Here is a 22652-nt window from a genome sequence, read left to right on the forward strand (position 1 = left end):
AGAATTCACATGAAAGCTCTATTAGACTTATTTAAACAGGTAACGCAAGAAGAAGAGTTTGATGCAATTAAGATTGCGTTAGCTTCACCTGAAAAGATCCGTTCATGGTCATATGGCGAAGTGAAAAAGCCAGAAACCATTAACTACCGTACTTTCAAGCCTGAGCGTGATGGCTTGTTCTGCGCAAAAATCTTTGGCCCGATCAAAGATTACGAGTGCTTATGCGGTAAATACAAACGCTTAAAACATCGCGGTGTAATCTGCGAAAAATGTGGCGTTGAAGTGACATTATCAAAAGTGCGTCGTGAGCGTATGGGTCATATCGACCTAGCATCACCAGTAGCGCACATCTGGTTCTTGAAATCATTACCAAGCCGTTTAGGTATGGTATTGGATATCGCTTTGCGTGATATCGAGCGCGTATTGTACTTTGAAGCATTTATCGTGGTTGACCCAGGCATGACTCCGCTTACACGCGGTCAGTTATTGACTGAAGATGACTACTTGGCAAAAGTAGAAGAGTACGGTGATGAATTCAATGCGGTGATGGGTGCTGAAGCGGTGCGTGAACTGCTACGTACAATGGACATTGAGCGTGAAATCACAACGTTACGTCAAGATTTAGGCGCAACTGGTTCAGAAGCTAAAATCAAGAAAATCGCTAAACGCTTAAAAGTGTTAGAAGCGTTCCAAAAATCTGGCATTAAACCAGAGTGGATGATTCTTGAAATCTTGCCAGTATTGCCACCAGAACTACGTCCATTGGTACCATTGGATGGCGGCCGTTTCGCAACGTCTGACTTGAACGATCTATATCGTCGTGTAATTAACCGTAACAACCGTTTGAAACGCTTGTTAGAGTTGAAAGCACCGGAAATCATCGTACGTAACGAAAAGCGTATGTTGCAAGAAGCAGTGGACTCATTGTTAGACAACGGTCGTCGCGGTAAAGTGATGACAGGTGCTAACAAACGTCCATTGAAGTCACTAGCTGACATGATCAAGGGTAAAGGCGGTCGTTTCCGTCAAAACTTGCTTGGTAAGCGTGTGGACTACTCAGGCCGTTCTGTAATCGTGGTTGGTCCGCAATTGAAATTGCACCAATGCGGTCTACCGAAAAAAATGGCTTTAGAGTTATTCAAACCATTCATTTTCCATAAATTGGAAGTGTTAGGTTTAGCGACAACCATTAAAGCTGCGAAGAAAAAAGTAGAAGAAGAAGGACCAGAAGTATGGGATATCCTCGAGGACGTAATCCGCGAGCATCCAGTACTATTGAACCGTGCGCCTACATTGCACCGTTTAGGTATTCAAGCGTTTGAGCCTATCCTGATCGAAGGTAAAGCGATCCAATTGCACCCGTTAGTTTGTGCGGCATTCAACGCCGACTTTGACGGTGACCAAATGGCGGTTCACGTTCCATTGAGCTTAGAAGCACAAATGGAAGCACGTACCTTGATGTTGGCATCAAACAACGTATTGTCACCTGCAAACGGCGAGCCAATCATCGTGCCTTCACAAGATATCGTGTTGGGTCTGTACTACATGACACGTGAGAAAGTTAACGCACGCGGCACTGGCATGCGCTTCTCAGACGTGAAAGAAGTGCAACGTGTATTTGACCAAGGTTTAATTGACCTGCATGCTAAAGTGACTGTGCGTATCAAAGAATACGACGTTGATTTGGATGGTGTAAAAACCGAGAAAACCACACGTTACGAAACAACTGTAGGCCGTGCATTGCTATCAGACATCTTACCTGCTGGCTTGCCGTTCAGTCATATTGATAAAGCATTGAAGAAGAAAGAGCTTTCAAAACTAATCAATGCTTCGTTCCGTAAAGTTGGTATCCGTGAAACAGTTATCTTTGCTGACCAACTGAAAAATACTGGTTACTCATATGCAACTAAAGCGGGTATCTCTATCAGCATTAACGATATGTTGGTACCTGCAGAGAAAGAGCAGTTAATTGCCGCAGCGGATGCTGAAGTGAAAGAAATTGAAGACCAATACGTCTCTGGTTTAGTCACTCAAGGTGAGCGCTACAATAAGGTTGTGGATATTTGGGGTCGTGCTGGTGACAAAGTTGCTGATGCGATGATGAAACAGCTTAAAGAAGAAGACGTATTAGATGCTGATGGCAATCAGTTGAAAGATGCTAACGGTAAAGTAATCCGTCAAGAATCTTTCAATGCGATTTACATGATGGCCGACTCTGGCGCGCGTGGTTCTGCAGCGCAGGTACGTCAGTTAGCTGGTATGCGCGGTTTGATGGCGAAACCAGACGGTTCTATCATTGAAACGCCGATTAAAGCGAACTTCCGCGATGGTCTAAACGTGTTGCAATACTTTATTTCAACCCACGGTGCTCGTAAGGGTCTGGCCGATACGGCGTTGAAAACAGCGAACTCAGGTTACCTGACACGTCGTTTGGTGGATGTAACGCAAGACTTAGTAGTCACTGAGCACGATTGCGGTACTAGTGACGGTTTAGTGACTAAAGCCTTGGTTAAGGGTGGTGAAGTTATCGAGCCATTGCACGACCGTATCTTGGGTCGTACAGCAGCTTTAGATGTGATTAATCCAGAAACACAAGAAGTGATTTACCCGGCGGGTACATTGCTGACAGAAGATGAAGTAGAGCATATCGATGCTTTAGGTATCGATGAAGTTAAAGTGCGTACTGCACTTACTTGCGACACGCGCTACGGCATTTGTGCTAAATGTTATGGCCGTGACTTAGGTCGTGGCAAATTAATTAGCATGGGTGAGGCAGTGGGTGTAATCGCTGCGCAATCTATTGGTGAACCTGGTACACAGTTAACGATGCGTACGTTCCACATCGGTGGTGCGGTATCACGTGCGGCTTCAGTATCACAAGTTGAAAGTAAATCTAACGGTGTACTAAACTTCACATCAACCATGCGTTATGTAACTAACGTACGTAATGAGCAAGTGGTTATTTCACGTAATGGTGAAGTGATTATTGCTGATGAAAATGGTCGTGAGCGTGAGCGTCATAAAGTGCCATACGGTGCTACTTTACAAATTACCGATGGTAAAACTGTAAAAGCAGGCCAAGCAATTGCAACTTGGGATCCGCATACGCGTCCAATCATTACTGAGTACGCTGGTTTCGTTAAATTCGAAAACGTTGAGGAAGGTATCACGGTAGCTAAACAAATTGATGACGTGACTGGTTTGTCATCATTGGTGGTTATCGATCCTAAGCAGCGTGCTGGTCAAACTAAAGGTTTGCGTCCACAAGTTAAATTGTTAGATGCAAACGGCAATGAAGTGAAGCTTGCTGGCGGTGATCAGTCAGTAAACGTAACGTTCCAAATCGGTTGTATTATTACCGTGAAAGATGGTCAAGAAGTGGGTGTGGGTGAAGTATTGGCTCGTGTACCACAAGAATCATCTAAAACACGTGATATTACCGGTGGTCTACCGCGCGTTGCTGAGTTGTTCGAAGCACGCTCACCAAAAGACGCTGGTATGCTAGCTGAAGTAACTGGTACAGTTTCTTTCGGTAAAGATACTAAAGGTAAACAACGTTTAGTGATTACTGATTTGGACGGTATTTCAAATGAATACTTGATTCCAAAAGACAAGCATGTAACTGCACATGACGGTCAAGTAGTCACTAAAGGTGAGACAATTGTTGACGGCCCAGCTGATCCACAAGACATCTTGCGTTTACAAGGTCGCGAATCTTTAGCACGTTACATTATTGACGAAGTACAAGACGTTTACCGTTTACAAGGCGTTAAGATTAACGACAAACATATTGAAGTCATCGTACGTCAAATGTTGCGTCGTGTACGTGTAACCGATGCAGGTGATACAAGCTTCATCTTAGGTGAGCAAGTTGAGCGTGCGGATCTGTTGGCTGAAAATGAAGTAGTAATTGCGCAAGACAAACGTCCTGCACTGTTTGAGTATGTGTTGCTTGGTATTACTAAAGCTTCATTGTCTACAGACTCATTCATCTCAGCTGCGTCGTTCCAAGAAACAACACGCGTACTGACAGAAGCAGCAATCTTAGGTAAGCGTGATGACTTGCGTGGTCTGAAAGAAAACGTCATTGTTGGTCGTTTGATTCCAGCAGGTACTGGTCTTGCATACCACGAAGCGCGTAAGCGTGCTGCGGTTGCTGGCGGAGTTCCAAGAAATGAAACGCCAGTAATAGAGGCGGTAGCAGAAGCAGAAGAAGTGGTAGTAAATACAACAGTAGAAGTAAGTAGTGAGATAGATGCAGAATAGAACTAAATAATTAAGTCTTGACAATAAAAGTCAGGCTAAATAGAATGTTGGGTTTTTCAGGATGGTGTTATTGTCTATAACGCCATCCTAATCTATTTTGTAGATTTTGAAATTAATTTTAGAGAACATCATTAGAGGTTACAGGCAATGCCAACCATCAATCAGTTAGTACGTAAACCACGCGTTAAAGTGGTCACGAAGAGCAAAGTGCCTGCACTTGAAGCTTGTCCGCAGAAACGTGGTGTTTGCACTCGCGTTTATACTACAACACCTAAAAAGCCAAACTCAGCTTTACGTAAAGTGGCTAAAGTACGCCTAACCAATGGCTATGAAGTAATTAGCTACATCGGCGGTGAAGGCCATAACTTGCAAGAGCATAGCGTGGTATTGCTACGCGGTGGTCGTGTAAAAGACTTACCAGGTGTACGTTACCATATGGTGCGCGGTAGCTTGGATACTGCAGGTGTTAAAGATCGTAAGCAATCACGTTCTAAATACGGTGCTAAGCGTCCTAAAGAAGCTAAAGCTAAGTAATATAAATTATAACCGGTCATCGGTTTTGTTAATGTAGCGGCTAACCAAAAGCCTTGCTGAGCAGTTGCTAGCAAAACATAAAAGAGAATAGAGAAGATTATGCCAAGACGTAGAGAAGTCCCCAAGCGCCACATTCTGCCAGATCCAAAATTTGGTAGCCAAGAGGTGTCTAAATTTGTAAATGTACTAATGACAGGTGGTAAAAAATCTGTTGCTGAGCGTATTTTGTATGGTGCATTTGATCAAGTGACCAGCAAAACAAGCAAAGATGCTTTAGAAGTGTTTACCCTTGCGTTATCTAACCTACGCCCATTGGTTGAGGTTAAGAGCCGCCGTGTTGGTGGTGCCAACTACCAAGTGCCAGTAGAAGTGCGTCCTAGCCGTCGTAGCGCGTTGGCGATGCGTTGGTTGCGTGATGCAGCGCGTAAGCGTGGTGAGAAATCAATGGGCTTGCGTTTAGCAGCTGAGTTGGTTGAAGCTTCAGAGGGTCGTGGTTCAGCGATGAAGAAACGTGAAGAAGTTCACCGTATGGCTGAAGCTAACAAAGCGTTCTCACATTTCCGCTTCTAACTAGTTATTTAACTAACAGAATCGCTCTTTAAGAAAATTAAGTAAAGGTAATAAACGTGGCTCGTCAAACCCCTATTAATCGCTATCGTAACATTGGTATTTCTGCTCACATCGATGCAGGTAAAACAACTACGACAGAGCGTATTTTATTTTATACAGGCGTTAATCATAAGATTGGTGAAGTGCATGATGGCGCTGCAACCATGGACTGGATGGAGCAAGAGCAAGAGCGTGGTATTACCATTACTTCTGCTGCTACTACCTGCTTCTGGAAAGGTATGGCTGGTCAATTTGATCAACATCGCATCAATATTATTGATACCCCAGGTCACGTTGACTTTACGATTGAAGTAGAGCGTTCAATGCGTGTGCTTGATGGTGCATGTATGGTTTACTGTGCGGTAGGTGGTGTGCAGCCACAATCAGAAACTGTATGGCGTCAAGCTAATAAGTACAAAGTGCCACGCTTAGCGTTCGTTAACAAAATGGACCGTGCTGGTGCTAACTTCTTCAAAGTGTACGATCAAATGCGTGCGCGTTTGAAAGCTAACCCTGTGCCTTTACAAGTGCCAATCGGTGCTGAAGAAAAGTTCGAAGGCGTTGTCGACTTAATCAAAATGAAAGCTATCTTCTGGGATGAAGCATCTCAAGGTATGAAGTTTGATTACCGTGACATTCCTGCAGAGCTTAAAGCTGATTGCGACAAATGGCGCGAGAACATGGTTGAAGCTGCCGCTGAAGCCAGTGAAGAGTTAATGAACAAATACCTTGAAGAAGGTGACTTGTCAGAAGCTGATATTCTTTTAGGTCTACGTACACGTACGATCGCATCTGAAATCGTGCCGATGATGTGTGGTTCAGCATTTAAAAACAAAGGCGTGCAAGCTATGTTGGACAAGGTTATCGAATTGATGCCTGCGCCTACCGATATTCCAGATACAAAAGCAGAAGACGAAGATGGTAATGAAATCCGTTTGAAGGCTTCGGATGATGAGAAATTCTCAGCATTGGCATTCAAAATCATGACGGACCCATTTGTCGGTCAATTGATTTTCTTCCGCGTGTATTCAGGTGTGGTGAATGCTGGTGATACAGTGTACAACCCACTTAAAGGTAAAAAAGAGCGTATCGGTCGTATTGTGCAAATGCACGCTAATAACCGTGTGCCTATTGAAGAAGTTCGTGCAGGTGACATCGCAGCTGCGGTTGGTTTGAAAGAGGCAACAACTGGTGATACTTTATGTGCATTAGGTGCTGAAATTATCCTAGAACGTATGATTTTCCCAGAACCAGTGATTCACGTTGCTGTTGAGCCTAAAACTAAAGCTGACCAAGAAAAAATGGGTGTTGCTTTAAATCGTTTGGCACAAGAAGATCCTTCATTCCGTGTTAAAACTGATGAAGAAACAAACCAAACAATTATCTCTGGTATGGGTGAATTACACTTGGAGATTTTGGTTGACCGTATGCGTCGTGAGTTCAACGTTGAGGCTAACGTTGGTGCACCTCAAGTGGCTTACCGTGAAGCGATTAAGAAATCTGTTGAAGTTGAAGGTAAGTTTGTTAAGCAATCTGGCGGTAAAGGTCAGTATGGTCATGTTTGGTTGAAAATGGAGCCAAATGAGCCTGGTAAAGGTTTTGAGTTTATTGATCAGATTAAAGGTGGTACAGTGCCGCGTGAGTTTATCCCTGCGGTTGAAAAAGGTCTTCGTGAGACGATCCCATCTGGTATCTTGGCTGGCTTCCCTGTGGTTGACGTAAAGGTAACTTTGTTTGATGGTTCATACCATGACGTTGACTCTAACGAGAATGCGTTTAAGATGGCTGCATCAATCGGTTTCAAAGATGGTATGCGTAAAGCTGATCCAATTTTGCTTGAGCCTATGATGGCAGTAGAAGTTGAGACGCCTGAAGACTACATGGGTGATGTAATGGGTGACTTATCTTCACGTCGCGGTATGATTCAAGGCATGGAAGATAGTCCATCAGGTAAAGTGATTCGTGCGGAAGTGCCATTGGCAGAGATGTTCGGTTACTCAACTGTTGTGCGTTCACTTTCACAAGGTCGCGCTAGCTACAGCATGGAATTCAAGCACTACACAGAAGCACCAAGAAACGTGGCTGATGCCATTATTAATAAAAAATAGTCCATCACTAATTAATTTTAAAGTTTAGATAAAAGGAAATAATCATGGCAAAAGGTAAATTTGAGCGGACCAAGCCGCACGTTAACGTAGGCACGATTGGCCACGTTGACCATGGTAAGACAACACTAACAGCAGCGATCACCACTGTATTGACAAAGAAATACGGCGGCGAAGCAAAAGCGTACGACCAAATTGACGCAGCACCAGAAGAAAAAGCACGTGGTATTACTATTAATACTGCACACGTTGAGTACGAGACAGCATCACGTCACTACGCGCACGTAGACTGCCCAGGCCATGCTGACTATGTTAAAAACATGATTACCGGTGCAGCACAAATGGACGGCGCGATCCTAGTATGTTCAGCAGCTGACGGTCCTATGCCACAAACACGTGAGCACATCCTGTTAGCACGTCAAGTTGGCGTACCATACATCGTCGTATTCCTAAACAAAGCAGACATGGTAGATGATCCTGAATTGTTAGAGTTAGTTGAAATGGAAGTGCGTGATCTATTAAGCAAATACGACTTCCCAGGCGACGACACACCAATCATCAAAGGCTCAGCAAAACTAGCCCTTGAAGGTGACCAATCAGAAATCGGCGAGCCAGCAATCTTCCGCTTAGCAGAAGCATTAGACAGCTACATTCCAATGCCAGAGCGCGCAATCGACGGCACATTCCTAATGCCAGTAGAAGATGTATTCTCTATCTCAGGCCGTGGTACTGTAGTAACTGGTCGTATCGAGCGCGGTATTGTTAAAGTGGGTGACGAGATCGAAATCGTAGGTATCAAAGACACACTAAAAACAACATGTACAGGCGTTGAAATGTTCCGCAAACTGCTAGACCAAGGTCAAGCAGGCGACAACGTAGGCGTATTGCTACGTGGTACAAAACGTGAAGAAGTGGAACGTGGTCAAGTATTGTCAAAAGCTGGCTCTATCAAACCACACACCAAATTCACAGCAGAAATCTACGTGTTAGGTAAAGATGAAGGTGGTCGTCACACACCATTCTTTCAAGGTTACCGTCCACAATTCTACTTCCGTACTACAGACGTAACTGGTGCAGTTGAATTGCCAGAAGGTACAGAAATGGTGATGCCAGGCGACAACGTATCAATCACTGTTACATTGATTGCCCCAATCGCGATGGAAGAAGGCTTACGCTTCGCTATTCGTGAAGGTGGTCGTACTGTTGGTGCTGGTGTTGTAGCTAAGATTATCGAGTAATTTTTGTAGTTAAATCAAACGGCAGGGTGAACCCTGCCGTTTCGCTCTTTTGAAAGGCAGTAAAATGACAAACCAAAAAATCCGTATCCGTCTTAAAGCTTTTGATTATCGTTTGATTGATCAGTCAGCTCAAGAAATCGTAGAAACTGCCAAACGTACTGGCGCTGTTGTAAAAGGTCCAGTGCCATTACCAACACGTATCGAGCGTTTTGACATTTTACGTTCACCGCACGTAAACAAAACTTCACGTGACCAATTCGAAATTCGTACCCATCAACGTTTAATGGACATTGTGGATCCAACTGATAAAACAGTAGATGCATTAATGAAGTTAGATTTGCCTGCTGGTGTGGATGTTGAAATTAAGTTGTAAAAACTTAAGTAGTAAAATCTTGTTGTAAAAAAAACTGAGGTTCGGTATAATCCGGCCTCTTTCACAGAAGTCGGTCAATTGTAATCGACTTTTTAACTAAAATATAAGGAAACGATCATGAGCTTAGGGCTTATTGGTCGCAAAGTGGGTATGACCCGCGTGTTTACTGAGGATGGCGCAAGCGTTCCGGTAACCGTGTTGGAAGTTGTACCTAACCGCGTGACACAGATCAAGACGACCGCAAGCGATGGCTATACTGGCCTTCAAGTAGCTTACGGTACACGTCGTGCCAGCCGTATCAACAAAGCATTGACTGGGCATTATGCTAAGTCAGGTTCTGCTGCAGGTGCTGGTATTCATGAATTCTCAGTCGGTGACGACGTTCTAGCTAATTACGCACCTGGTGCAAATATCACAGTTGATATTTTCCAAGTAGGTCAAAAAGTTGACGTTACTGGCACATCTTTAGGTAAGGGCTTTGCTGGTGCGATTAAGCGTCACCACTTTAGTTCTAACCGTGCTTCTCATGGTAACTCACGTTCACATAACGTACCTGGCTCTATCGGTATGGCGCAAGATCCTGGTCGTGTTTTCCCGGGTAAGCGTATGCCTGGTCATTTGGGTGCTGTTAAAGTGACTACGCAGAATCTAGAAATTGTTCGTGTTGATGTAGAGCGTAACTTGCTATTGATTAAAGGTGCAATCCCTGGTTCTAAAGGTGGTGACGTCGTTGTACGTCCAGCCATTAAAGAGAAGGCTACTAAAGCACAGGGAGGTTCTAAATAATGGAACTTAAGCTAATAGATAAAAATGGTAAGCCAGCTAAAAAAGGCGTGACTGTATCTGAAGATACATTTGGTCGCGAATTTAACGAAGCGTTGGTGCACCAAGTTGTGGTTGGTTACATGGCAAATGCTCGTACTGCTACACGTGCTCAAAAGGGCCGTGACACAGTTGCGCATACGACACATAAACCTTATGCACAAAAAGGTACTGGTAATGCTCGTGCGGGTATGAGCTCAAGTCCTATTTGGCGCGGAGGTGGTCGTGCATTCCCTAATTCACCTAATGAAAACTTCAGCCATAAAGTAAACCGTAAGGCTTACCGTGCTGGTATGCAAACAATCTTGTCAGAATTGGTTCGTCAAGAGCGTTTAAGTGTAGTTGAAGAATTTTCTGTTGATACGCCAAAAACAAAAGCGTTGGCAGAAAAAATCAAGGGTATGGGTTATGCAGGTGGCGTGTTAGTGCTAACTGATAGCTTTAATGAGAACTTATATTTATCTTCACGTAACTTAACTAACGTAATGGTGGTTGAAGCGCAATTTGCTGACCCTGTTAGTTTGGTTCGCTTCCCTAATGTAGTTGCTACAGAAGCTGCAGTGAAGAAACTTGAGGAGATGCTAGCATGATGAGCGCTATTACTAAAACTCAAGACCGTTTATTGCAAGTGATTTTAGCTCCGCAAATCACCGAAAAGGCAACTTACATTGCTGACAAGCATCAGCAAATCGCATTTAAAGTGCGTACTGATGCAACTAAACCTGAAATCAAAGCTGCTGTTGAGCTTGTTTTTAAAGTTGAAGTTGCTAGTGTTGCTGTTATTAATGTTGGCGGTAAAACTAAACGCGCTGGCAAAAATATGGGCAAGCGTAAAGACTGGAAAAAAGCTTATGTTAGCTTGAAACCAGGCCAAGAAATTAACTTCGCAGCGGGCGAATAAGGAGAGAAGAGATGGCATTAGTTAAAGTCAAACCAACCTCCCCGGGTCGTCGTGGCGTACTTAAGGTTGTAACACCAGACCTTTACAAAGGTAAACCACACGCACCGCTGTTGGAGAGTCAAAGTAAAAACGCAGGCCGTAATAACAACGGACATATTACAACGCGTCATCAAGGTGGTGGTCATAAACAGCATTACCGTTTAATCGACTTCCGTCGTAATAAAGATGGCATTCCAGCGAAAGTGGAGCATATTGAATATGATCCAAATCGTACAGCACACATTGCTTTGCTTTGTTATGCTGATGGTGAGCGTCGTTATATTATTGCACCACGCGGCATTGCTGCAGGTGCGCAATTAATCAGTGGTTCAGATGCGCCTATTAAAGTAGGTAATGCAATGCCATTGCGTAACATTCCAGTTGGTAGCACGATCCATTGTATCGAGCTGCAACCTGGTAAAGGTGCTCAATTAGCGCGTTCAGCTGGTACTTCAGTACAGTTGTTGGCACGTGAGGGCAGTTACGCTCAATTACGTTTACGTTCAGGTGAAGTTCGCCGCGTACACGTGGATTGCAAAGCAACTTTAGGTGAAGTGGGTAATGAAGAGCATTCACTACGTTCAATTGGTAAAGCTGGTGCTATGCGCTGGCGTGGTGTTCGCCCAACCGTTCGCGGTGTGGTGATGAACCCGGTTGATCACCCTCACGGTGGTGGTGAAGGTAAAACAGCTGCTGGTATGAATCCAGTGAGCCCATGGGGTGTTAAAACTAAGGGTTATCGTACACGTAGCAGTAAACGTACGGATAATATGCGCGTTAGTCGTCGTCCAAGGAATGTAAGGTAATCATATGGCACGTTCACTCAAAAAAGGTCCATTTATTGATGGTCATTTGGCGAAAAAAGTAGAAGTTGCTGCGGCAACTCGCGATCGTAAACCAATTAAAACTTGGTCACGTCGTTCTACAATTTTCCCAGATTTTATCGGTCTTACTATTGCAATTCATAATGGTAAGCAACACATCCCAGTGTTGATTTCTGAAAACATGGTAGGTCACAAGCTTGGTGAGTTTGCGTTAACACGTACATTCAAAGGGCATGCAGCCGACAAGAAAGCTAAGAAGTAGGAGCTGAATTATGCAAGTATCTGCAATATTAAAAGGTGTGCATCTCTCTCCGCAAAAAGCTAGATTGGTGGCAGACCTTGTTCGTGGCAAGAAAGTAGATCACGCACTTAACATCTTGAACTTCACACCTAAAAAAGGTGCTGAGATCATCAAGAAAGTTGTTGAGTCTGCAATCGCTAACGCTGAACATAACAATGGAGCTGATATCGACGAATTGAAAGTTACTTCAATTTATGTTGATAAAGGCATTGTGCTTAAACGTATTCGTCCACGTGCAAAAGGTCGTGCGGGTCGTATTACTAAACCAACCTGTCACATTCATGTGACTGTCGGTAACTAAGGGATAATCATGGGTCAGAAAATTAATCCAATTGGTTTCCGTCTGAGCGTTCAAAAGAACTGGGCCTCACGTTGGTATGCCAATAGTAAGAACTTCCCTGCGATGTTACAAAGTGACATCAAAGTGCGCGAGTTTTTGAATAAGAAACTAGCAAGTGCTGCAGTTAGTCGTATTATGATTGAGCGCCCAGCTAAAAATGCAAAGATCACTATTTACAGTGCACGCCCAGGCGTTGTTATCGGTAAAAAAGGTGAAGACATTGAGTCATTGCGTGCTTCATTACAAGGTTTGATGGGCGTTCCAGTTCATTTGAACATTGAAGAAGTGCGTAAGCCAGAGCTTGATGCTACTTTGATTGCACAGTCAATTGCGCAACAACTTGAAAAACGTGTGATGTTCCGTCGTGCTATGAAGCGTGCTATGCAAAATGCAATGCGCTTAGGTGCGCAAGGTATCAAAATCATGAGTTCAGGTCGTTTGAATGGTATCGAAATCGCACGTACTGAATGGTACCGTGAAGGTCGTGTGCCATTACATACATTGCGTGCTGACATTGATTACGGTGTAGCTGAAGCTTCAACAACATACGGCATCATTGGTATCAAAGTTTGGGTATTCAAAGGTGAGATTTTTGCAGGTAATGCTCAAGCTGCGCAAGCTGCTGTAGCACCAGCTGCAGAACCTGAAAAAAGAGTAAGAAAGGCGAGGGCTAAAGATGCTACAACCGTCTAGACAAAAATACCGTAAGATGCAAAAAGGCCGTAACAAAGGCATTGCAACAACGGGTAATAAAGTAAGTTTTGGTGATTTCGGTTTAAAAGCGATTGGTCGTGGACGTTTGACAGCTCGTCAAATTGAAGCAGCACGTCGCGTAATGACTCGTCACATTAAACGTGGTGGTCGCGTATGGATTCGTATTTTCCCAGACCAACCAATTTCTAAAAAACCTGCAGAAGTACGTATGGGTAACGGTAAAGGTAGTACTGAGTACTACGTAGCTCAAATCCAACCAGGTAAAATGTTATACGAGATGGACGGTGTTAGCGAAGAGCTAGCGCGTGAAGCGTTCCGTTTGGCTGCTGCTAAGCTACCAATCGAGACGACATTCATGACACGCCAACTTGGTAGTTAAGGACAAGGAAGCTAATATGAAAGCAACCGATTTAAGAGCAAAAAGCGTTGAAGAGCTGAATGCAGAGTTGATTGAATTACGCCGTGCGCAATTCTCTCTACGTATGCAAGTAGCTACTCAGCAGTTAAATAAAGTAGATCAGCTAGGTAAAGTACGCAAAGATGTAGCGCGTGTTAAGACTGTGTTAGCTGAGAAAGCAAAGCAGGCATAATATGACCGATACAACAAAAGTGGTTCGTAGTCTTACTGGCCGTGTAGTTAGCGACAAGATGGACAAAACTGTTACTGTTTTAGTTGAGCGTAAAGTTAAACATCCTTTGATCGGTAAAGTGGTTCGCCAATCAAAGAAATTTCACGCACACGATGAAACAAACAGTTGTAAAGAAGGTGATTTGGTGACTATTGTTGAAAGTCGTCCATTATCAAAAACTAAAACTTGGGTTGTTAAACAGGCCTAAGTAGTTTAATTGCGCAATTACCGTTAAAAGTAATTGCGCAAATGTTTTAAGCTCTATATAATGTTTTGTTTTTCGGCGAGCGACTTTCATTAGTCATAAAGCTCTCGCCCCAATACTGACCGTGGTCTGTCGGCCTACATAGTTTTTAACTATAAGTGGCCGGTGTTGGTTTTTACGGATTAAGTTGGAGATTACTCTCATGATTCAAATGCAATCTCGGCTAGAAGTTGCCGACAACACTGGTGCGCGCTCTGTGCAATGCATCAAGGTGTTAGGTGGTTCTAAACGTCGTTACGCTGGTATTGGCGATATCATTAAGGTGAGCATTAAAGATGCTGCACCTCGTGGTCGCGTTAAAAAAGGCGAAGTGTACAGTGCGGTTGTTGTGCGTACTGCTAAAGGTGTTCGTCGTCCAGACGGCTCTTTGGTTAAGTTCGACGGTAATGCAGCTGTGTTGTTAAATAACAAGCTCGAACCGATTGGCACACGTATTTTTGGGCCAGTGACTCGTGAATTACGTTCAGAAAAATTCATGAAAATCGTTTCATTAGCACCAGAAGTATTGTAGGAGCTCACATGAATAAAATTCGCAAGGGTGATCAAGTCATCCTGAATACAGGTAAAGATAAAGGCAAGCAAGGTACAGTGTTAAGTATTCTTGAGTCAGGTCATGTTGTTGTAGAGGGTCTTAACCTAGTTAAGAAACATGCAAAACCTAACCCGATGAAGGGTATCGCTGGTGGCATTATTGCTAAAGAGATGCCAGTTGACATCTCAAACGTTGCTTTATTTAACAGTGCGACCCAAAAAGGTGATCGCGTAGGCTTTAAGACATTAGAAGATGGTCGCAAAATTCGCGTATTCAAATCTAATGGCGAAGCAGTTGACGCATAGGAAGAATAATGGCGCGTTTAAAACAATACTATAAAGACTCAGTTGTTAAGTCATTGACTGAGCAATTTGGTTACACTTCTGTGATGCAAGTGCCTCGCATCGAAAAAATCACACTTAATATGGGTGTTGGTGAGGCTGTTGCTGATAAAAAAGTGATGGAGCATGCTGTTGGTGATATGGAGAAAATTGCTGGTCAAAAAGCAATCGTAACCAAAGCTAAGAAATCAGTGGCTTCATTTAAGATTCGTGATGATTATCCTGTTGGATGTAAAGTTACTTTGCGTCGTGAGCGCATGTACGAGTTTTTGGATCGCTTAGTAACAGTGGCTATTCCTCGTATCCGTGACTTCCGTGGTATTTCTGCTAAATCTTTTGATGGCCGTGGAAACTATAACATGGGCGTTAAAGAGCAGATAATTTTCCCTGAAATTGAATACGATAAAATCGATGCAATTCGTGGGATGAATATCACTATTACTACTACTGCGAAAACTGATGAAGAAGCAAAAGCATTACTTGCTGCATTCAGTTTCCCTTTCAGAGGTTAAGATATGGCTAAAACCTGTATGACAGAGCGCGAAATCAAACGCCGCGCAACTGTAAGTAAATTTGCTGCAAAACGTGCGGCACTTGAAGCTGCAATGAATGATGTTAATGCTACTGCTGAAAGCCGTTTTGAAGCGCGTATGAAATTCCAAGCGCTTCCACGTAACTCGAGCCCAGTGCGTCTTCGTAATCGTTGTGCTTTAACTGGTCGCCCACGTGGTGTGTTTAGTAAATTTGGTATTGCGCGTAGTAAATTGCGTGATTTAATGATGAGTGGCCAAGTGCCAGGCGTCACCAAAGCTAGCTGGTAATAGGGGAATAGATCTATGAGTATGAGTGATCCAATTGCCGATATGTTGACGCGTATTCGTAATGCGCAGATGGTCAATAAAGCGGTTGTAACTATGCCTTCTTCTAATGTTAAGTCAGCTATCGCTAGCGTTCTTAAAGATGAAGGTTATATCGAAGACTTTGCTGTGCAAACAGAAGGTAATAAAGCAACGTTAAATATTAGTCTTAAATATTACGCAGGTCGTCCAGTAATTGAACGAATTCAGCGTATCAGTAAGCCTGGTTTGCGTGTGTACAAAGGAAGTCAAGAGATTCCTAAGGTAATGAATGGCCTTGGTGTGACAATTATGTCTACATCTAAGGGTGTAATGACAGATCGTAAAGCTCAAGCTGCCGGTATCGGTGGTGAAGTGCTGTGCGTAGTGGCTTAAGGAGAAGCAAATGTCACGTGTTGCTAAAAATCCAGTAGCTATTCCTGCTAAAGTTGAAGTGGTCTTAAGCTCTGATTCAATTAATGTTAGTGGTCCATTAGGTAAATTGACACAGTCTTTGACTGGTGCAGTTTTGCTAAAGCGTGAAGGTGAGGCTATCACTTTTGCAGCGGCTAACGATGCTCAGCATTCTCAAGCAATGTCAGGTACGCTACGTGCCTTAGTTGCTAACATGGTTAAAGGTGTATCAGAAGGCTTTACACGTAAATTGACGCTAGTTGGCGTTGGTTACAAAGCTGCTGCACAAGGCGCTATGTTGAATTTGGAATTAGGCTATTCACATCCGATCAACCACAAAATGCCAGAAGGCGTTACTGTTGCTACACCTACACCAACTGAAGTTGTGTTAACTGGTGTTGATAAACAGGTTATTGGTCAAGTTGCGGCACAGATTCGCGCTTACCGTGCTCCAGAGCCATATAAAGGCAAGGGTGTTCGTTATGCGGATGAAGTTGTTGTAATTAAAGAAACCAAAAAGAAATAAGGCTTAAAAAATGAACAACGTAAATAATCGCTTGCGTCGTGCACGTAAAACCCGTGCCAAAATTGCAGAGCTAAAAGTTACTCGTTTGAGTGTGCACCGTACTAACACGCACATTTACGCGCAAATTATTGCCGGTACTGGTGATAAAGTGATCGTTAGCGCTTCTACAGTAGAAGCTGAAGTTCGCAAAAACATCAAAAATGGTGGCAACGTTGAAGCTGCTACAGCAATTGGTAAATTAATTGCTGAAAAAGCGATCAAGGCTGGTGTAACTACTGTTGCTTTTGATCGTTCTGGTTACAAATATCATGGTCGTATTAAAGCGTTGGCAGATGCCGCACGTGAAAACGGCTTGTCCTTCTAATTGGTCTGATTGCTAAAGAGGTTAATGATGGCAAAAGAAATTGAACAGCAACAGCAGCAGACTGATGGTTTGCGCGAAAAAATGATTGCAGTTAATCGTGTAAGTAAAACGGTTAAAGGTGGTCGTATTATGAGTTTTGCCGCACTTACAGTGGTAGGTGATGGTGACGGTGCTGTAGGTATGGGTAAAGGTAAAGCACGTGAAGTTCCAGTTGCAGTGCAAAAAGCAATGGATGAAGCGCGCCGCGGTATGTTGAAAATTAATTTAACAAACGGCACATTACATCATGCAGTTACAGGTGTTCACGGTGCTGCTAAAGTGTTTATTCAACCAGCTTCTGAAGGTACTGGTATTATTGCCGGTGGTGCAATGCGCGCTATTTTCGAAGTAATGGGTGTGACTAACGTTGTAGCAAAATGTATTGGTTCAACCAATCCTTACAACTTAGTTCGCGCTACATTGAACGGTTTAGAGTCAATGAATACACCAGCGGAAATCGCAGCTAAACGCGGTAAATCAGTTGAAGAAATTAGAGGCTAATGATGGCTAAAGCAAAAAAAGATGCATCAGGCATTAAAGTAACTCTTGTTAAAAGTGTTATTGGTCGTATTGAAGCGCATAAAGCTACCGTTAGAGGTCTAGGCTTGCGTCGCATGCACCATACGGTTGAATTACAAGATACTCCAGCAATTCGCGGTATGATTAATACCGTTGGCTATCTATTAAAGGTAGAGGGATAATGCAATTAAATACGATTAAGCCTGCAGAAGGCTCGAAAAAAGAACGTCGCCGTGTTGGTCGTGGTATTGGTTCTGGTTTAGGTAAAACAGCTGGTCGTGGTCATAAAGGTCAAAAATCACGTACTGGTGGTTTTCATAAAGTTGGCTTTGAAGGCGGTCAAATGCCTATTCAACGTCGCCTACCAAAACGTGGCTTTAAATCATTAACTAAAGCGAATACAGCACATGTGCGTACTAGCGAATTAGCTTTGATTCCTAATGAAGTGATTGACTTGTTGGCTTTGAAAGCAGCAAACATCGTTTCTGGTACAGTAACAAACGCTAAGATTTTCTTATCTGGTGATGTAACTGCTAAGTACAGTATCCAAGGCTTGCTTTTGACTAAAGGCGCTCGCGCTGCAGTTGAAGCTGCTGGTGGTAAAGTTCTAGAAGCTGCTTAAGAGTATATATCTTGGCACAAGAAGGCATATTAAAAACAGCGGCAAAAATGGGCGAACTTAAAAGTCGCCTATTGTTTGTCTTAGGTGCGTTAATCGTTTACCGTTTAGGTGCACATATTCCTGTTCCAGGTATTAACCCTGATGAACTTGCAAAGTTGTTTGCTTCACAAAGTGGTGGCATTTTGGGCATGTTTAACATGTTCTCTGGCGGCGCTTTGTCTAGATTTACTGTGTTTGCATTAGGTATCATGCCTTACATTTCTGCATCTATCATTATGCAGTTAATGACAGCCGTGTCACCTAAGCTAGAGCAGTTGAAAAAAGAGGGTGAAGCAGGTCGTAGAGCGATTACGAAATATACGCGTTACGGCACAGTTGTACTTGCTACGTTCCAAGCTTTAGGTATCGCGATTATGTTGGAAGGTCAGCCTAATCTAGTTTTTGATCCAGGCATGGCGTTTAGACTAACAGCTGTAATTACTTTAGTGTCAGGTACTATGTTCTTAATGTGGCTTGGTGAGCAGATTACAGAGCGTGGTATTGGTAACGGTATTTCTATCATCATTTTTGCAGGTATTGTAGCAGGGTTGCCTAGCGCAATCGGCTCAACAGCTGAAATGGTAAATACTGGTGCTTTTAGTATTCCGCTAGCATTCTTCTTACTAGTCGCTACTGTTTTAGTAACAGCTTTGGTTGTGTTTGTTGAACGTGGTCAACGTAAGATCACAGTTAACTACGCTAAGCGCCAAGTGGGAAATAAAGTGTATGGTGGTCAAACCACGCACCTTCCTATGAAGTTGAATATGGCTGGTGTTATACCTCCAATTTTTGCTTCTAGTATCATTCTTTTCCCTGCTACTTTAGCGGGTTGGTTTGGTAGCAGTGAGAGTACGTTTTGGCTAAAAGATGTAGCTGCTGCATTGTCACCTGGACAACCTATTTACATATTTTTATTTGCTGCTGCAATTTTCTTCTTCTGTTTTTTCTACACAGCGTTACAGTTCAATCCTAAAGATACGGCTGATAACTTGAAGAAAAGCGGTGCTTTTGTACCAGGTATTAGACCTGGTGATCAGACAGCAAAGTATATTGATCGTATTATGGGCCGTTTGACGCTAGTAGGTGCTGCTTATATTACCTTGGTATGTTTGTTACCTGAGTTTTTGATTTTAAAATTTAATACGCCTTTCTATTTTGGTGGTACTTCTTTGTTGATTATTGTCGTAGTTACAATGGACTTTATGACACAGGTGCAGTCTCATTTGATGTCTCATCAATACGAGGGGTTGCTTAGAAAAGCTAATTTTAAAGGTAACGCACCGAGCGTTAAGTAATTGCAAGATGGCTAAGGAAGATAGAATTGAAATGCAAGGTGAGATTTTAGAAAATCTCCCCAATGCTACTTTCAGAGTTAAGTTGGAAAATGGTCATGTTGTTTTAGGCTATATTTCAGGAAAAATGCGTATGCACTATATTCGTATTTTACCTGGTGATAAAGTCACCGTTGAGATGACGCCTTATGATTTATCTCGAGCGCGAATTACGTTCCGTGCGAAATAAATAATAAGCGTTGTATGCATACAGTTTAGTTGTATTGGAGTGAAATATGAGAGTTCGTGCATCAGTAAAGGCTTTATGCCGTCATTGTAAAGTTGTTCGTCGCCGCGGCGTTGTGCGTATTATCTGCACAGATCCACGTCATAAACAACGTCAAGGTTAATTGATTAACTTCAATTATCCAAAATTAGTAAAGGCCTAGGCTGCATACTAATTTAAGTTGGTCAATAATTTGATTGATCAGAAGATTAGCTATTTGATAAAAAATGGTTTTCCTGTTAAAATCATCGGCTTTTTTAAAGCAAGTGAATCAGTAAGGCCTAATTTGGAGTAAAGTATGGCGCGTATTGCAGGGGTAAATATCCCGAATAACAAACACACTGAAATTGCTTTAACAGCAATTTACGGTATTGGACGTAACACTGCACAAAAGATTTGCGTTGCTGCTGGTGTTTTAGCAACTGCAAAAATTAAAGATCTGAATGATGCAGATGTTGAAAAGTTGCGTGATGAAGTAGCGAAGTTCAAAGTTGAAGGTGACTTACGTCGCGAAGTTTCAATGAATATTAAACGTTTGATGGATTTAGGATGCTACAGAGGTGTCCGTCATCGTCGTGGATTGCCAGTTCGTGGTCAACGCACTAAAACTAATGCGCGTACTCGTAAAGGCCCAATCAAGGCAATTAAGCAGTCTAAGTAACCGATTTCTAGGCGCTTCATTGATAATCAATTGAGCGCTTTTAGATTTGAATGGTTGGAAGTTTACAATTTAAGTTAGATTTATTGGTAAGGAAAATGCAACATGGCAAAAGCTAATGTACGCGTAAGAAAAAAAGTTAAAAAGAATATTGCAGAGGGCATTGCCCACGTGCATGCATCTTTTAACAATACCATCATCACGATTACAGACCGTCAAGGCAATGCTTTGTCATGGGCTACATCTGGTGGTCAAGGTTTTAAAGGTTCACGTAAAAGTACCCCTTTTGCAGCACAGGTTGCAGCTGAAGTTGCTGGTAAATCAGCGCAAGAGAACGGCGTGAAGAATTTAGAAGTGCGCATTAAAGGCCCAGGTCCAGGTCGTGAATCTGCTGTGCGCGCACTTAATGCAGCTGGTTTTAAAATTACCAGCATTACTGATGTGACGCCAGTACCGCACAACGGTTGCCGTCCACCTAAAAAACGTCGCATCTAAGCGAAAAAGATTACTGGAGAACTATCTTGGCTAGAAATTTAGATCCTAAATGCCGTCAGTGCCGTCGCGAAGGCGAGAAGTTGTTTTTAAAAGCTGAAAAATGCTTTACTGATAAATGTGCAATTGAAAAACGTAACTTTCCACCTGGTCAACACGGTCAACGTCGTAATCAACGTTTATCTGACTACGGTGTTCAATTGCGTGAGAAACAAAAAGTACGTCGTATCTACGGCGTTTTAGAAGCGCAATTCCGTAGCTACTACGCAGAAGCTGATCGCAAAAAAGGTATTACTGGTGAGAACTTGCTTCAGTTGTTAGAGTGCCGTTTAGATAACGTTACTTACAGAATGGGTTTGGGTGGTTCACGTACTGAAGCACGTCAAATCGTTCGTCATAACAGCATCTTAGTAAATGGCAAGCGCGTTAATATTCCTTCATTCCAAGTTAAAGCTGGTGACGTTATCAGTGTAGCTGAAGCATCAAAAACGCAATTGCGTATCAAAGGTGCTTTAGAAGCTGCTGAGCAACGTGGTTTCCCAGAGTGGTTAGAAGTTGATGTTAAAGCTTTGAAAGGTACTTTTAAAGCTAAGCCACAACGCGATGAGTTGCCACCAACCATCAATGAATCATTGGTAGTTGAGCTTTACTCTAAGTAATTAAGTTCTGATTAGATTAATTAGTTAGCCCTGGGGTTAGCTAATTAATCACTCGTTGTTCATAGCAGTAACGAGCATATTAAAAAATTAAAGGTATAACTATGCAAAACAGTCCTACCGAGTATTTAAAGCCTCGCGTTGTTGATGTTGAGGTGTTATCTCCATTACGCGCACGTGTTACTTTAGAGCCAATGGAGCGTGGTTTTGGTTACACGCTTGGTAATGCATTACGTCGCGTTTTGCTTTCATCAATTCCAGGCTTCGCAATTACTGAAGTGAAAATTGATGGTGTAGTGCATGAGTACTCTACTTTAGATGGCGTTCAAGAAGATGTTGTTGATATCTTGCTTAACCTTAAAGGTGTAGCACTGAAATTAAATTCAAAATCAGAAACTATTCTGAAATTGAATAAATCAGTTGAAGGTGTTGTTACTGCAGCTGACTTTGAAACTGGTCATGATGCTGAAATCGTTAACCCTGATCATGTGATTGCTCACTTGACTAAAGGTGGCAAACTGAACTTGGAAGTAAAAGTTGAAATCGGTCGCGGTTATCAACCTGTTCCTGTGCGTCAAAAATCTAATGATGAAGACCGTGTGCTAGGTTTTATTATGGTTGATGCATCATTTAGCCCGATCAACAAAGTAAGCTACTATGTTGATAGCGCCCGTGTAGAGCAACGTACTGACTTAGACAAGTTGGTAATGGATGTGGAAACAAATGGCGTAATCGAGCCAGAACAAGCAATTCGTGATGCTGCTCGTATTTTAATGGGTCAGTTGTCAGTATTTGCTGATTTGGAAGGCGCACCTAGTGAAGTTGAAGTTAAATCAGCTCCACAAGTTGATCCAGTATTGTTACGTCCGGTTGATGATTTAGAGTTAACTGTACGTTCAGCTAACTGCCTAAAAGCAGAAAATATATTTTACATCGGTGATTTGATTCAACGTACAGAAAATGAGTTGTTAAAAGCTCCTAATCTTGGCCGTAAATCATTGAATGAAATTAAAGATGTTTTGGCTACTCGTGGCCTGACATTGGGTATGAAATTAGAAAACTGGCCACCGGTTGGTTTAGAAAAAGCTTAATACAAG

33 protein-coding genes are annotated in these 22652 nt (G+C 42.7%); all 33 read left to right on the top strand.

Annotated elements, in window-relative coordinates:
* Positions 1-9 precede the first annotated feature (9 nt).
* The 33 genes from rpoC to FG24_RS05970 all read left to right on the top strand — a co-directional run bounded on the left by rpoC (position 10) and on the right by FG24_RS05970 (position 22646).
* The gene (rpoC, locus tag FG24_RS05815) at positions 10-4266 is read left to right on the top strand and encodes a DNA-directed RNA polymerase subunit beta' (protein WP_036301921.1); all 4257 of its coding nucleotides are present in this window, start codon (positions 10-12) and stop codon (positions 4264-4266) included.
* Between the two features lie 147 nt (positions 4267-4413).
* Complete coding sequence (gene rpsL, locus FG24_RS05820; RefSeq protein ID WP_015831292.1) at positions 4414-4800, top strand: 30S ribosomal protein S12; 387 nt, start codon at positions 4414-4416, stop codon at positions 4798-4800.
* A 99-nt stretch (positions 4801-4899) separates the two neighbouring features.
* Positions 4900-5370, top strand: a complete 471-nt coding sequence (rpsG, locus tag FG24_RS05825; RefSeq protein ID WP_019899759.1) for a 30S ribosomal protein S7 — start codon at positions 4900-4902, stop codon at positions 5368-5370.
* Positions 5371-5426: 56 nt separating this feature from the next.
* The gene (fusA, locus tag FG24_RS05830) at positions 5427-7517 is read left to right on the top strand and encodes an elongation factor G (protein WP_036301923.1); all 2091 of its coding nucleotides are present in this window, start codon (positions 5427-5429) and stop codon (positions 7515-7517) included.
* A 44-nt stretch (positions 7518-7561) separates the two neighbouring features.
* Positions 7562-8752 (top strand): elongation factor Tu, encoded by a 1191-nt coding sequence (tuf, locus tag FG24_RS05835; RefSeq protein WP_036301916.1) that lies wholly within the window; start codon positions 7562-7564, stop codon positions 8750-8752.
* Positions 8753-8816: 64 nt separating this feature from the next.
* Entirely contained in the window at positions 8817-9125 is a 309-nt protein-coding gene (gene rpsJ, locus FG24_RS05840) for a 30S ribosomal protein S10 (protein ID WP_015831295.1), read from the top strand.
* Positions 9126-9242: 117 nt separating this feature from the next.
* Entirely contained in the window at positions 9243-9911 is a 669-nt protein-coding gene (gene rplC / locus FG24_RS05845) for a 50S ribosomal protein L3 (RefSeq protein WP_036301925.1), read from the top strand.
* Complete coding sequence (gene rplD / locus FG24_RS05850) at positions 9911-10537, top strand: 50S ribosomal protein L4 (protein WP_019899754.1); 627 nt, start codon at positions 9911-9913, stop codon at positions 10535-10537. Before rplC ends, rplD begins: the two co-directional genes overlap by 1 nt.
* Positions 10534-10848 carry a 50S ribosomal protein L23 gene (rplW, locus tag FG24_RS05855; protein ID WP_019899752.1) on the top strand — a complete coding sequence of 105 codons (315 nt, stop codon included), beginning with the start codon at positions 10534-10536 and terminating at the stop codon, positions 10846-10848. Before rplD ends, rplW begins: the two co-directional genes overlap by 4 nt.
* 11 nt (positions 10849-10859) lie before the next feature.
* Positions 10860-11693 carry a 50S ribosomal protein L2 gene (rplB, locus tag FG24_RS05860; RefSeq protein ID WP_015831299.1) on the top strand — a complete coding sequence of 278 codons (834 nt, stop codon included), beginning with the start codon at positions 10860-10862 and terminating at the stop codon, positions 11691-11693.
* A gap of 4 nt (positions 11694-11697) precedes the next feature.
* Positions 11698-11973, top strand: coding sequence for a 30S ribosomal protein S19 (gene rpsS, locus FG24_RS05865; protein WP_015831300.1), 276 nt, complete (start codon positions 11698-11700; stop codon positions 11971-11973).
* Positions 11974-11983: 10 nt separating this feature from the next.
* Positions 11984-12313: a 50S ribosomal protein L22 gene (gene rplV, locus FG24_RS05870; RefSeq protein WP_013147044.1), complete on the top strand. Its 330-nt coding sequence runs from the start codon at positions 11984-11986 to the stop codon at positions 12311-12313.
* A gap of 9 nt (positions 12314-12322) precedes the next feature.
* On the top strand, positions 12323-13045 hold the full coding sequence (rpsC, locus tag FG24_RS05875; protein WP_019899751.1) for a 30S ribosomal protein S3: 723 nt from the start codon (positions 12323-12325) through the stop codon (positions 13043-13045).
* Positions 13029-13445 carry a 50S ribosomal protein L16 gene (gene rplP / locus FG24_RS05880; RefSeq protein WP_019899750.1) on the top strand — a complete coding sequence of 139 codons (417 nt, stop codon included), beginning with the start codon at positions 13029-13031 and terminating at the stop codon, positions 13443-13445. Before rpsC ends, rplP begins: the two co-directional genes overlap by 17 nt.
* A gap of 16 nt (positions 13446-13461) precedes the next feature.
* Entirely contained in the window at positions 13462-13656 is a 195-nt protein-coding gene (gene rpmC / locus FG24_RS05885) for a 50S ribosomal protein L29 (RefSeq protein ID WP_019899748.1), read from the top strand.
* Position 13657: 1 nt separating this feature from the next.
* Complete coding sequence (gene rpsQ / locus FG24_RS05890; protein WP_015831304.1) at positions 13658-13903, top strand: 30S ribosomal protein S17; 246 nt, start codon at positions 13658-13660, stop codon at positions 13901-13903.
* Between the two features lie 199 nt (positions 13904-14102).
* Positions 14103-14471: a 50S ribosomal protein L14 gene (gene rplN / locus FG24_RS05895; protein ID WP_015831305.1), complete on the top strand. Its 369-nt coding sequence runs from the start codon at positions 14103-14105 to the stop codon at positions 14469-14471.
* 8 nt (positions 14472-14479) lie between these two features.
* On the top strand, positions 14480-14797 hold the full coding sequence (rplX, locus tag FG24_RS05900; protein ID WP_036301929.1) for a 50S ribosomal protein L24: 318 nt from the start codon (positions 14480-14482) through the stop codon (positions 14795-14797).
* 8 nt (positions 14798-14805) lie between these two features.
* Entirely contained in the window at positions 14806-15345 is a 540-nt protein-coding gene (rplE, locus tag FG24_RS05905) for a 50S ribosomal protein L5 (protein ID WP_015831307.1), read from the top strand.
* A gap of 3 nt (positions 15346-15348) precedes the next feature.
* Positions 15349-15654 carry a 30S ribosomal protein S14 gene (gene rpsN, locus FG24_RS05910; protein ID WP_015831308.1) on the top strand — a complete coding sequence of 102 codons (306 nt, stop codon included), beginning with the start codon at positions 15349-15351 and terminating at the stop codon, positions 15652-15654.
* A gap of 15 nt (positions 15655-15669) precedes the next feature.
* A complete protein-coding gene (gene rpsH / locus FG24_RS05915) occupies positions 15670-16065 on the top strand; it encodes a 30S ribosomal protein S8 (RefSeq protein ID WP_019899743.1) in 396 nt (131 codons plus the stop codon).
* Positions 16066-16075: 10 nt separating this feature from the next.
* The gene (gene rplF, locus FG24_RS05920; RefSeq protein ID WP_036301932.1) at positions 16076-16609 is read left to right on the top strand and encodes a 50S ribosomal protein L6; all 534 of its coding nucleotides are present in this window, start codon (positions 16076-16078) and stop codon (positions 16607-16609) included.
* Between the two features lie 10 nt (positions 16610-16619).
* Positions 16620-16973 (top strand): 50S ribosomal protein L18, encoded by a 354-nt coding sequence (gene rplR / locus FG24_RS05925; RefSeq protein WP_015831311.1) that lies wholly within the window; start codon positions 16620-16622, stop codon positions 16971-16973.
* A 27-nt stretch (positions 16974-17000) separates the two neighbouring features.
* Positions 17001-17513 carry a 30S ribosomal protein S5 gene (gene rpsE, locus FG24_RS05930; RefSeq protein ID WP_015831312.1) on the top strand — a complete coding sequence of 171 codons (513 nt, stop codon included), beginning with the start codon at positions 17001-17003 and terminating at the stop codon, positions 17511-17513.
* A 2-nt stretch (positions 17514-17515) separates the two neighbouring features.
* On the top strand, positions 17516-17713 hold the full coding sequence (gene rpmD, locus FG24_RS05935; RefSeq protein WP_019899741.1) for a 50S ribosomal protein L30: 198 nt from the start codon (positions 17516-17518) through the stop codon (positions 17711-17713).
* Entirely contained in the window at positions 17713-18153 is a 441-nt protein-coding gene (gene rplO / locus FG24_RS05940; RefSeq protein WP_019899740.1) for a 50S ribosomal protein L15, read from the top strand. The genes rpmD and rplO overlap by 1 nt, the downstream gene beginning before the upstream one ends.
* A gap of 47 nt (positions 18154-18200) precedes the next feature.
* A complete protein-coding gene (gene secY, locus FG24_RS05945) occupies positions 18201-19487 on the top strand; it encodes a preprotein translocase subunit SecY (protein ID WP_369797041.1) in 1287 nt (428 codons plus the stop codon).
* A gap of 7 nt (positions 19488-19494) precedes the next feature.
* A complete protein-coding gene (gene infA / locus FG24_RS05950; protein ID WP_015831316.1) occupies positions 19495-19713 on the top strand; it encodes a translation initiation factor IF-1 in 219 nt (72 codons plus the stop codon).
* 46 nt (positions 19714-19759) lie between these two features.
* Entirely contained in the window at positions 19760-19873 is a 114-nt protein-coding gene (gene rpmJ / locus FG24_RS12515) for a 50S ribosomal protein L36 (RefSeq protein ID WP_019899738.1), read from the top strand.
* Positions 19874-20047: 174 nt separating this feature from the next.
* Positions 20048-20410 (top strand): 30S ribosomal protein S13, encoded by a 363-nt coding sequence (rpsM, locus tag FG24_RS05955; RefSeq protein ID WP_036301936.1) that lies wholly within the window; start codon positions 20048-20050, stop codon positions 20408-20410.
* A 102-nt stretch (positions 20411-20512) separates the two neighbouring features.
* Positions 20513-20902 carry a 30S ribosomal protein S11 gene (gene rpsK, locus FG24_RS05960; RefSeq protein WP_013147062.1) on the top strand — a complete coding sequence of 130 codons (390 nt, stop codon included), beginning with the start codon at positions 20513-20515 and terminating at the stop codon, positions 20900-20902.
* A 26-nt stretch (positions 20903-20928) separates the two neighbouring features.
* Positions 20929-21558 carry a 30S ribosomal protein S4 gene (gene rpsD, locus FG24_RS05965; protein WP_036301938.1) on the top strand — a complete coding sequence of 210 codons (630 nt, stop codon included), beginning with the start codon at positions 20929-20931 and terminating at the stop codon, positions 21556-21558.
* A 101-nt stretch (positions 21559-21659) separates the two neighbouring features.
* A complete protein-coding gene (locus tag FG24_RS05970) occupies positions 21660-22646 on the top strand; it encodes a DNA-directed RNA polymerase subunit alpha (RefSeq protein ID WP_015831319.1) in 987 nt (328 codons plus the stop codon).
* The last annotated feature ends 6 nt before the right edge of the window (positions 22647-22652 follow it).

The sequence above is a fragment of the Methylotenera sp. L2L1 genome (assembly GCF_000744605.1).
GTDB lineage: Bacteria > Pseudomonadota > Gammaproteobacteria > Burkholderiales > Methylophilaceae > Methylotenera.

Excerpts from the sequence above, each read along its gene's own strand:
- rpoC (WP_036301921.1), top strand. The coding sequence starts at position 10 with ATGAAAGCTCTATTAGACTTATTTAAACAGGTAACGCAAGAAGAAGAG.
- rpsL (WP_015831292.1), top strand. The coding sequence starts at position 4,414 with ATGCCAACCATCAATCAGTTAGTACGTAAACCACGCGTTAAAGTGGTC.
- rpsG (WP_019899759.1), top strand. The coding sequence starts at position 4,900 with ATGCCAAGACGTAGAGAAGTCCCCAAGCGCCACATTCTGCCAGATCCA.
- tuf (WP_036301916.1), top strand. The coding sequence starts at position 7,562 with ATGGCAAAAGGTAAATTTGAGCGGACCAAGCCGCACGTTAACGTAGGC.
- rpsJ (WP_015831295.1), top strand. The coding sequence starts at position 8,817 with ATGACAAACCAAAAAATCCGTATCCGTCTTAAAGCTTTTGATTATCGT.
- rplC (WP_036301925.1), top strand. The coding sequence starts at position 9,243 with ATGAGCTTAGGGCTTATTGGTCGCAAAGTGGGTATGACCCGCGTGTTT.
- rplD (WP_019899754.1), top strand. The coding sequence starts at position 9,911 with ATGGAACTTAAGCTAATAGATAAAAATGGTAAGCCAGCTAAAAAAGGC.
- rplW (WP_019899752.1), top strand. The coding sequence starts at position 10,534 with ATGATGAGCGCTATTACTAAAACTCAAGACCGTTTATTGCAAGTGATT.
- rplB (WP_015831299.1), top strand. The coding sequence starts at position 10,860 with ATGGCATTAGTTAAAGTCAAACCAACCTCCCCGGGTCGTCGTGGCGTA.
- rpsS (WP_015831300.1), top strand. The coding sequence starts at position 11,698 with ATGGCACGTTCACTCAAAAAAGGTCCATTTATTGATGGTCATTTGGCG.
- rplV (WP_013147044.1), top strand. The coding sequence starts at position 11,984 with ATGCAAGTATCTGCAATATTAAAAGGTGTGCATCTCTCTCCGCAAAAA.
- rpsC (WP_019899751.1), top strand. The coding sequence starts at position 12,323 with ATGGGTCAGAAAATTAATCCAATTGGTTTCCGTCTGAGCGTTCAAAAG.
- rplP (WP_019899750.1), top strand. The coding sequence starts at position 13,029 with ATGCTACAACCGTCTAGACAAAAATACCGTAAGATGCAAAAAGGCCGT.
- rpmC (WP_019899748.1), top strand. The coding sequence starts at position 13,462 with ATGAAAGCAACCGATTTAAGAGCAAAAAGCGTTGAAGAGCTGAATGCA.
- rpsQ (WP_015831304.1), top strand. The coding sequence starts at position 13,658 with ATGACCGATACAACAAAAGTGGTTCGTAGTCTTACTGGCCGTGTAGTT.
- rplN (WP_015831305.1), top strand. The coding sequence starts at position 14,103 with ATGATTCAAATGCAATCTCGGCTAGAAGTTGCCGACAACACTGGTGCG.
- rplX (WP_036301929.1), top strand. The coding sequence starts at position 14,480 with ATGAATAAAATTCGCAAGGGTGATCAAGTCATCCTGAATACAGGTAAA.
- rplE (WP_015831307.1), top strand. The coding sequence starts at position 14,806 with ATGGCGCGTTTAAAACAATACTATAAAGACTCAGTTGTTAAGTCATTG.
- rpsN (WP_015831308.1), top strand. The coding sequence starts at position 15,349 with ATGGCTAAAACCTGTATGACAGAGCGCGAAATCAAACGCCGCGCAACT.
- rpsH (WP_019899743.1), top strand. The coding sequence starts at position 15,670 with ATGAGTATGAGTGATCCAATTGCCGATATGTTGACGCGTATTCGTAAT.
- rplF (WP_036301932.1), top strand. The coding sequence starts at position 16,076 with ATGTCACGTGTTGCTAAAAATCCAGTAGCTATTCCTGCTAAAGTTGAA.
- rplR (WP_015831311.1), top strand. The coding sequence starts at position 16,620 with ATGAACAACGTAAATAATCGCTTGCGTCGTGCACGTAAAACCCGTGCC.
- rpsE (WP_015831312.1), top strand. The coding sequence starts at position 17,001 with ATGGCAAAAGAAATTGAACAGCAACAGCAGCAGACTGATGGTTTGCGC.
- rpmD (WP_019899741.1), top strand. The coding sequence starts at position 17,516 with ATGGCTAAAGCAAAAAAAGATGCATCAGGCATTAAAGTAACTCTTGTT.
- rplO (WP_019899740.1), top strand. The coding sequence starts at position 17,713 with ATGCAATTAAATACGATTAAGCCTGCAGAAGGCTCGAAAAAAGAACGT.
- secY (WP_369797041.1), top strand. The coding sequence starts at position 18,201 with ATGGGCGAACTTAAAAGTCGCCTATTGTTTGTCTTAGGTGCGTTAATC.
- infA (WP_015831316.1), top strand. The coding sequence starts at position 19,495 with ATGGCTAAGGAAGATAGAATTGAAATGCAAGGTGAGATTTTAGAAAAT.
- rpmJ (WP_019899738.1), top strand. The coding sequence starts at position 19,760 with ATGAGAGTTCGTGCATCAGTAAAGGCTTTATGCCGTCATTGTAAAGTT.
- rpsM (WP_036301936.1), top strand. The coding sequence starts at position 20,048 with ATGGCGCGTATTGCAGGGGTAAATATCCCGAATAACAAACACACTGAA.
- rpsK (WP_013147062.1), top strand. The coding sequence starts at position 20,513 with ATGGCAAAAGCTAATGTACGCGTAAGAAAAAAAGTTAAAAAGAATATT.
- FG24_RS05970 (WP_015831319.1), top strand. The coding sequence starts at position 21,660 with ATGCAAAACAGTCCTACCGAGTATTTAAAGCCTCGCGTTGTTGATGTT.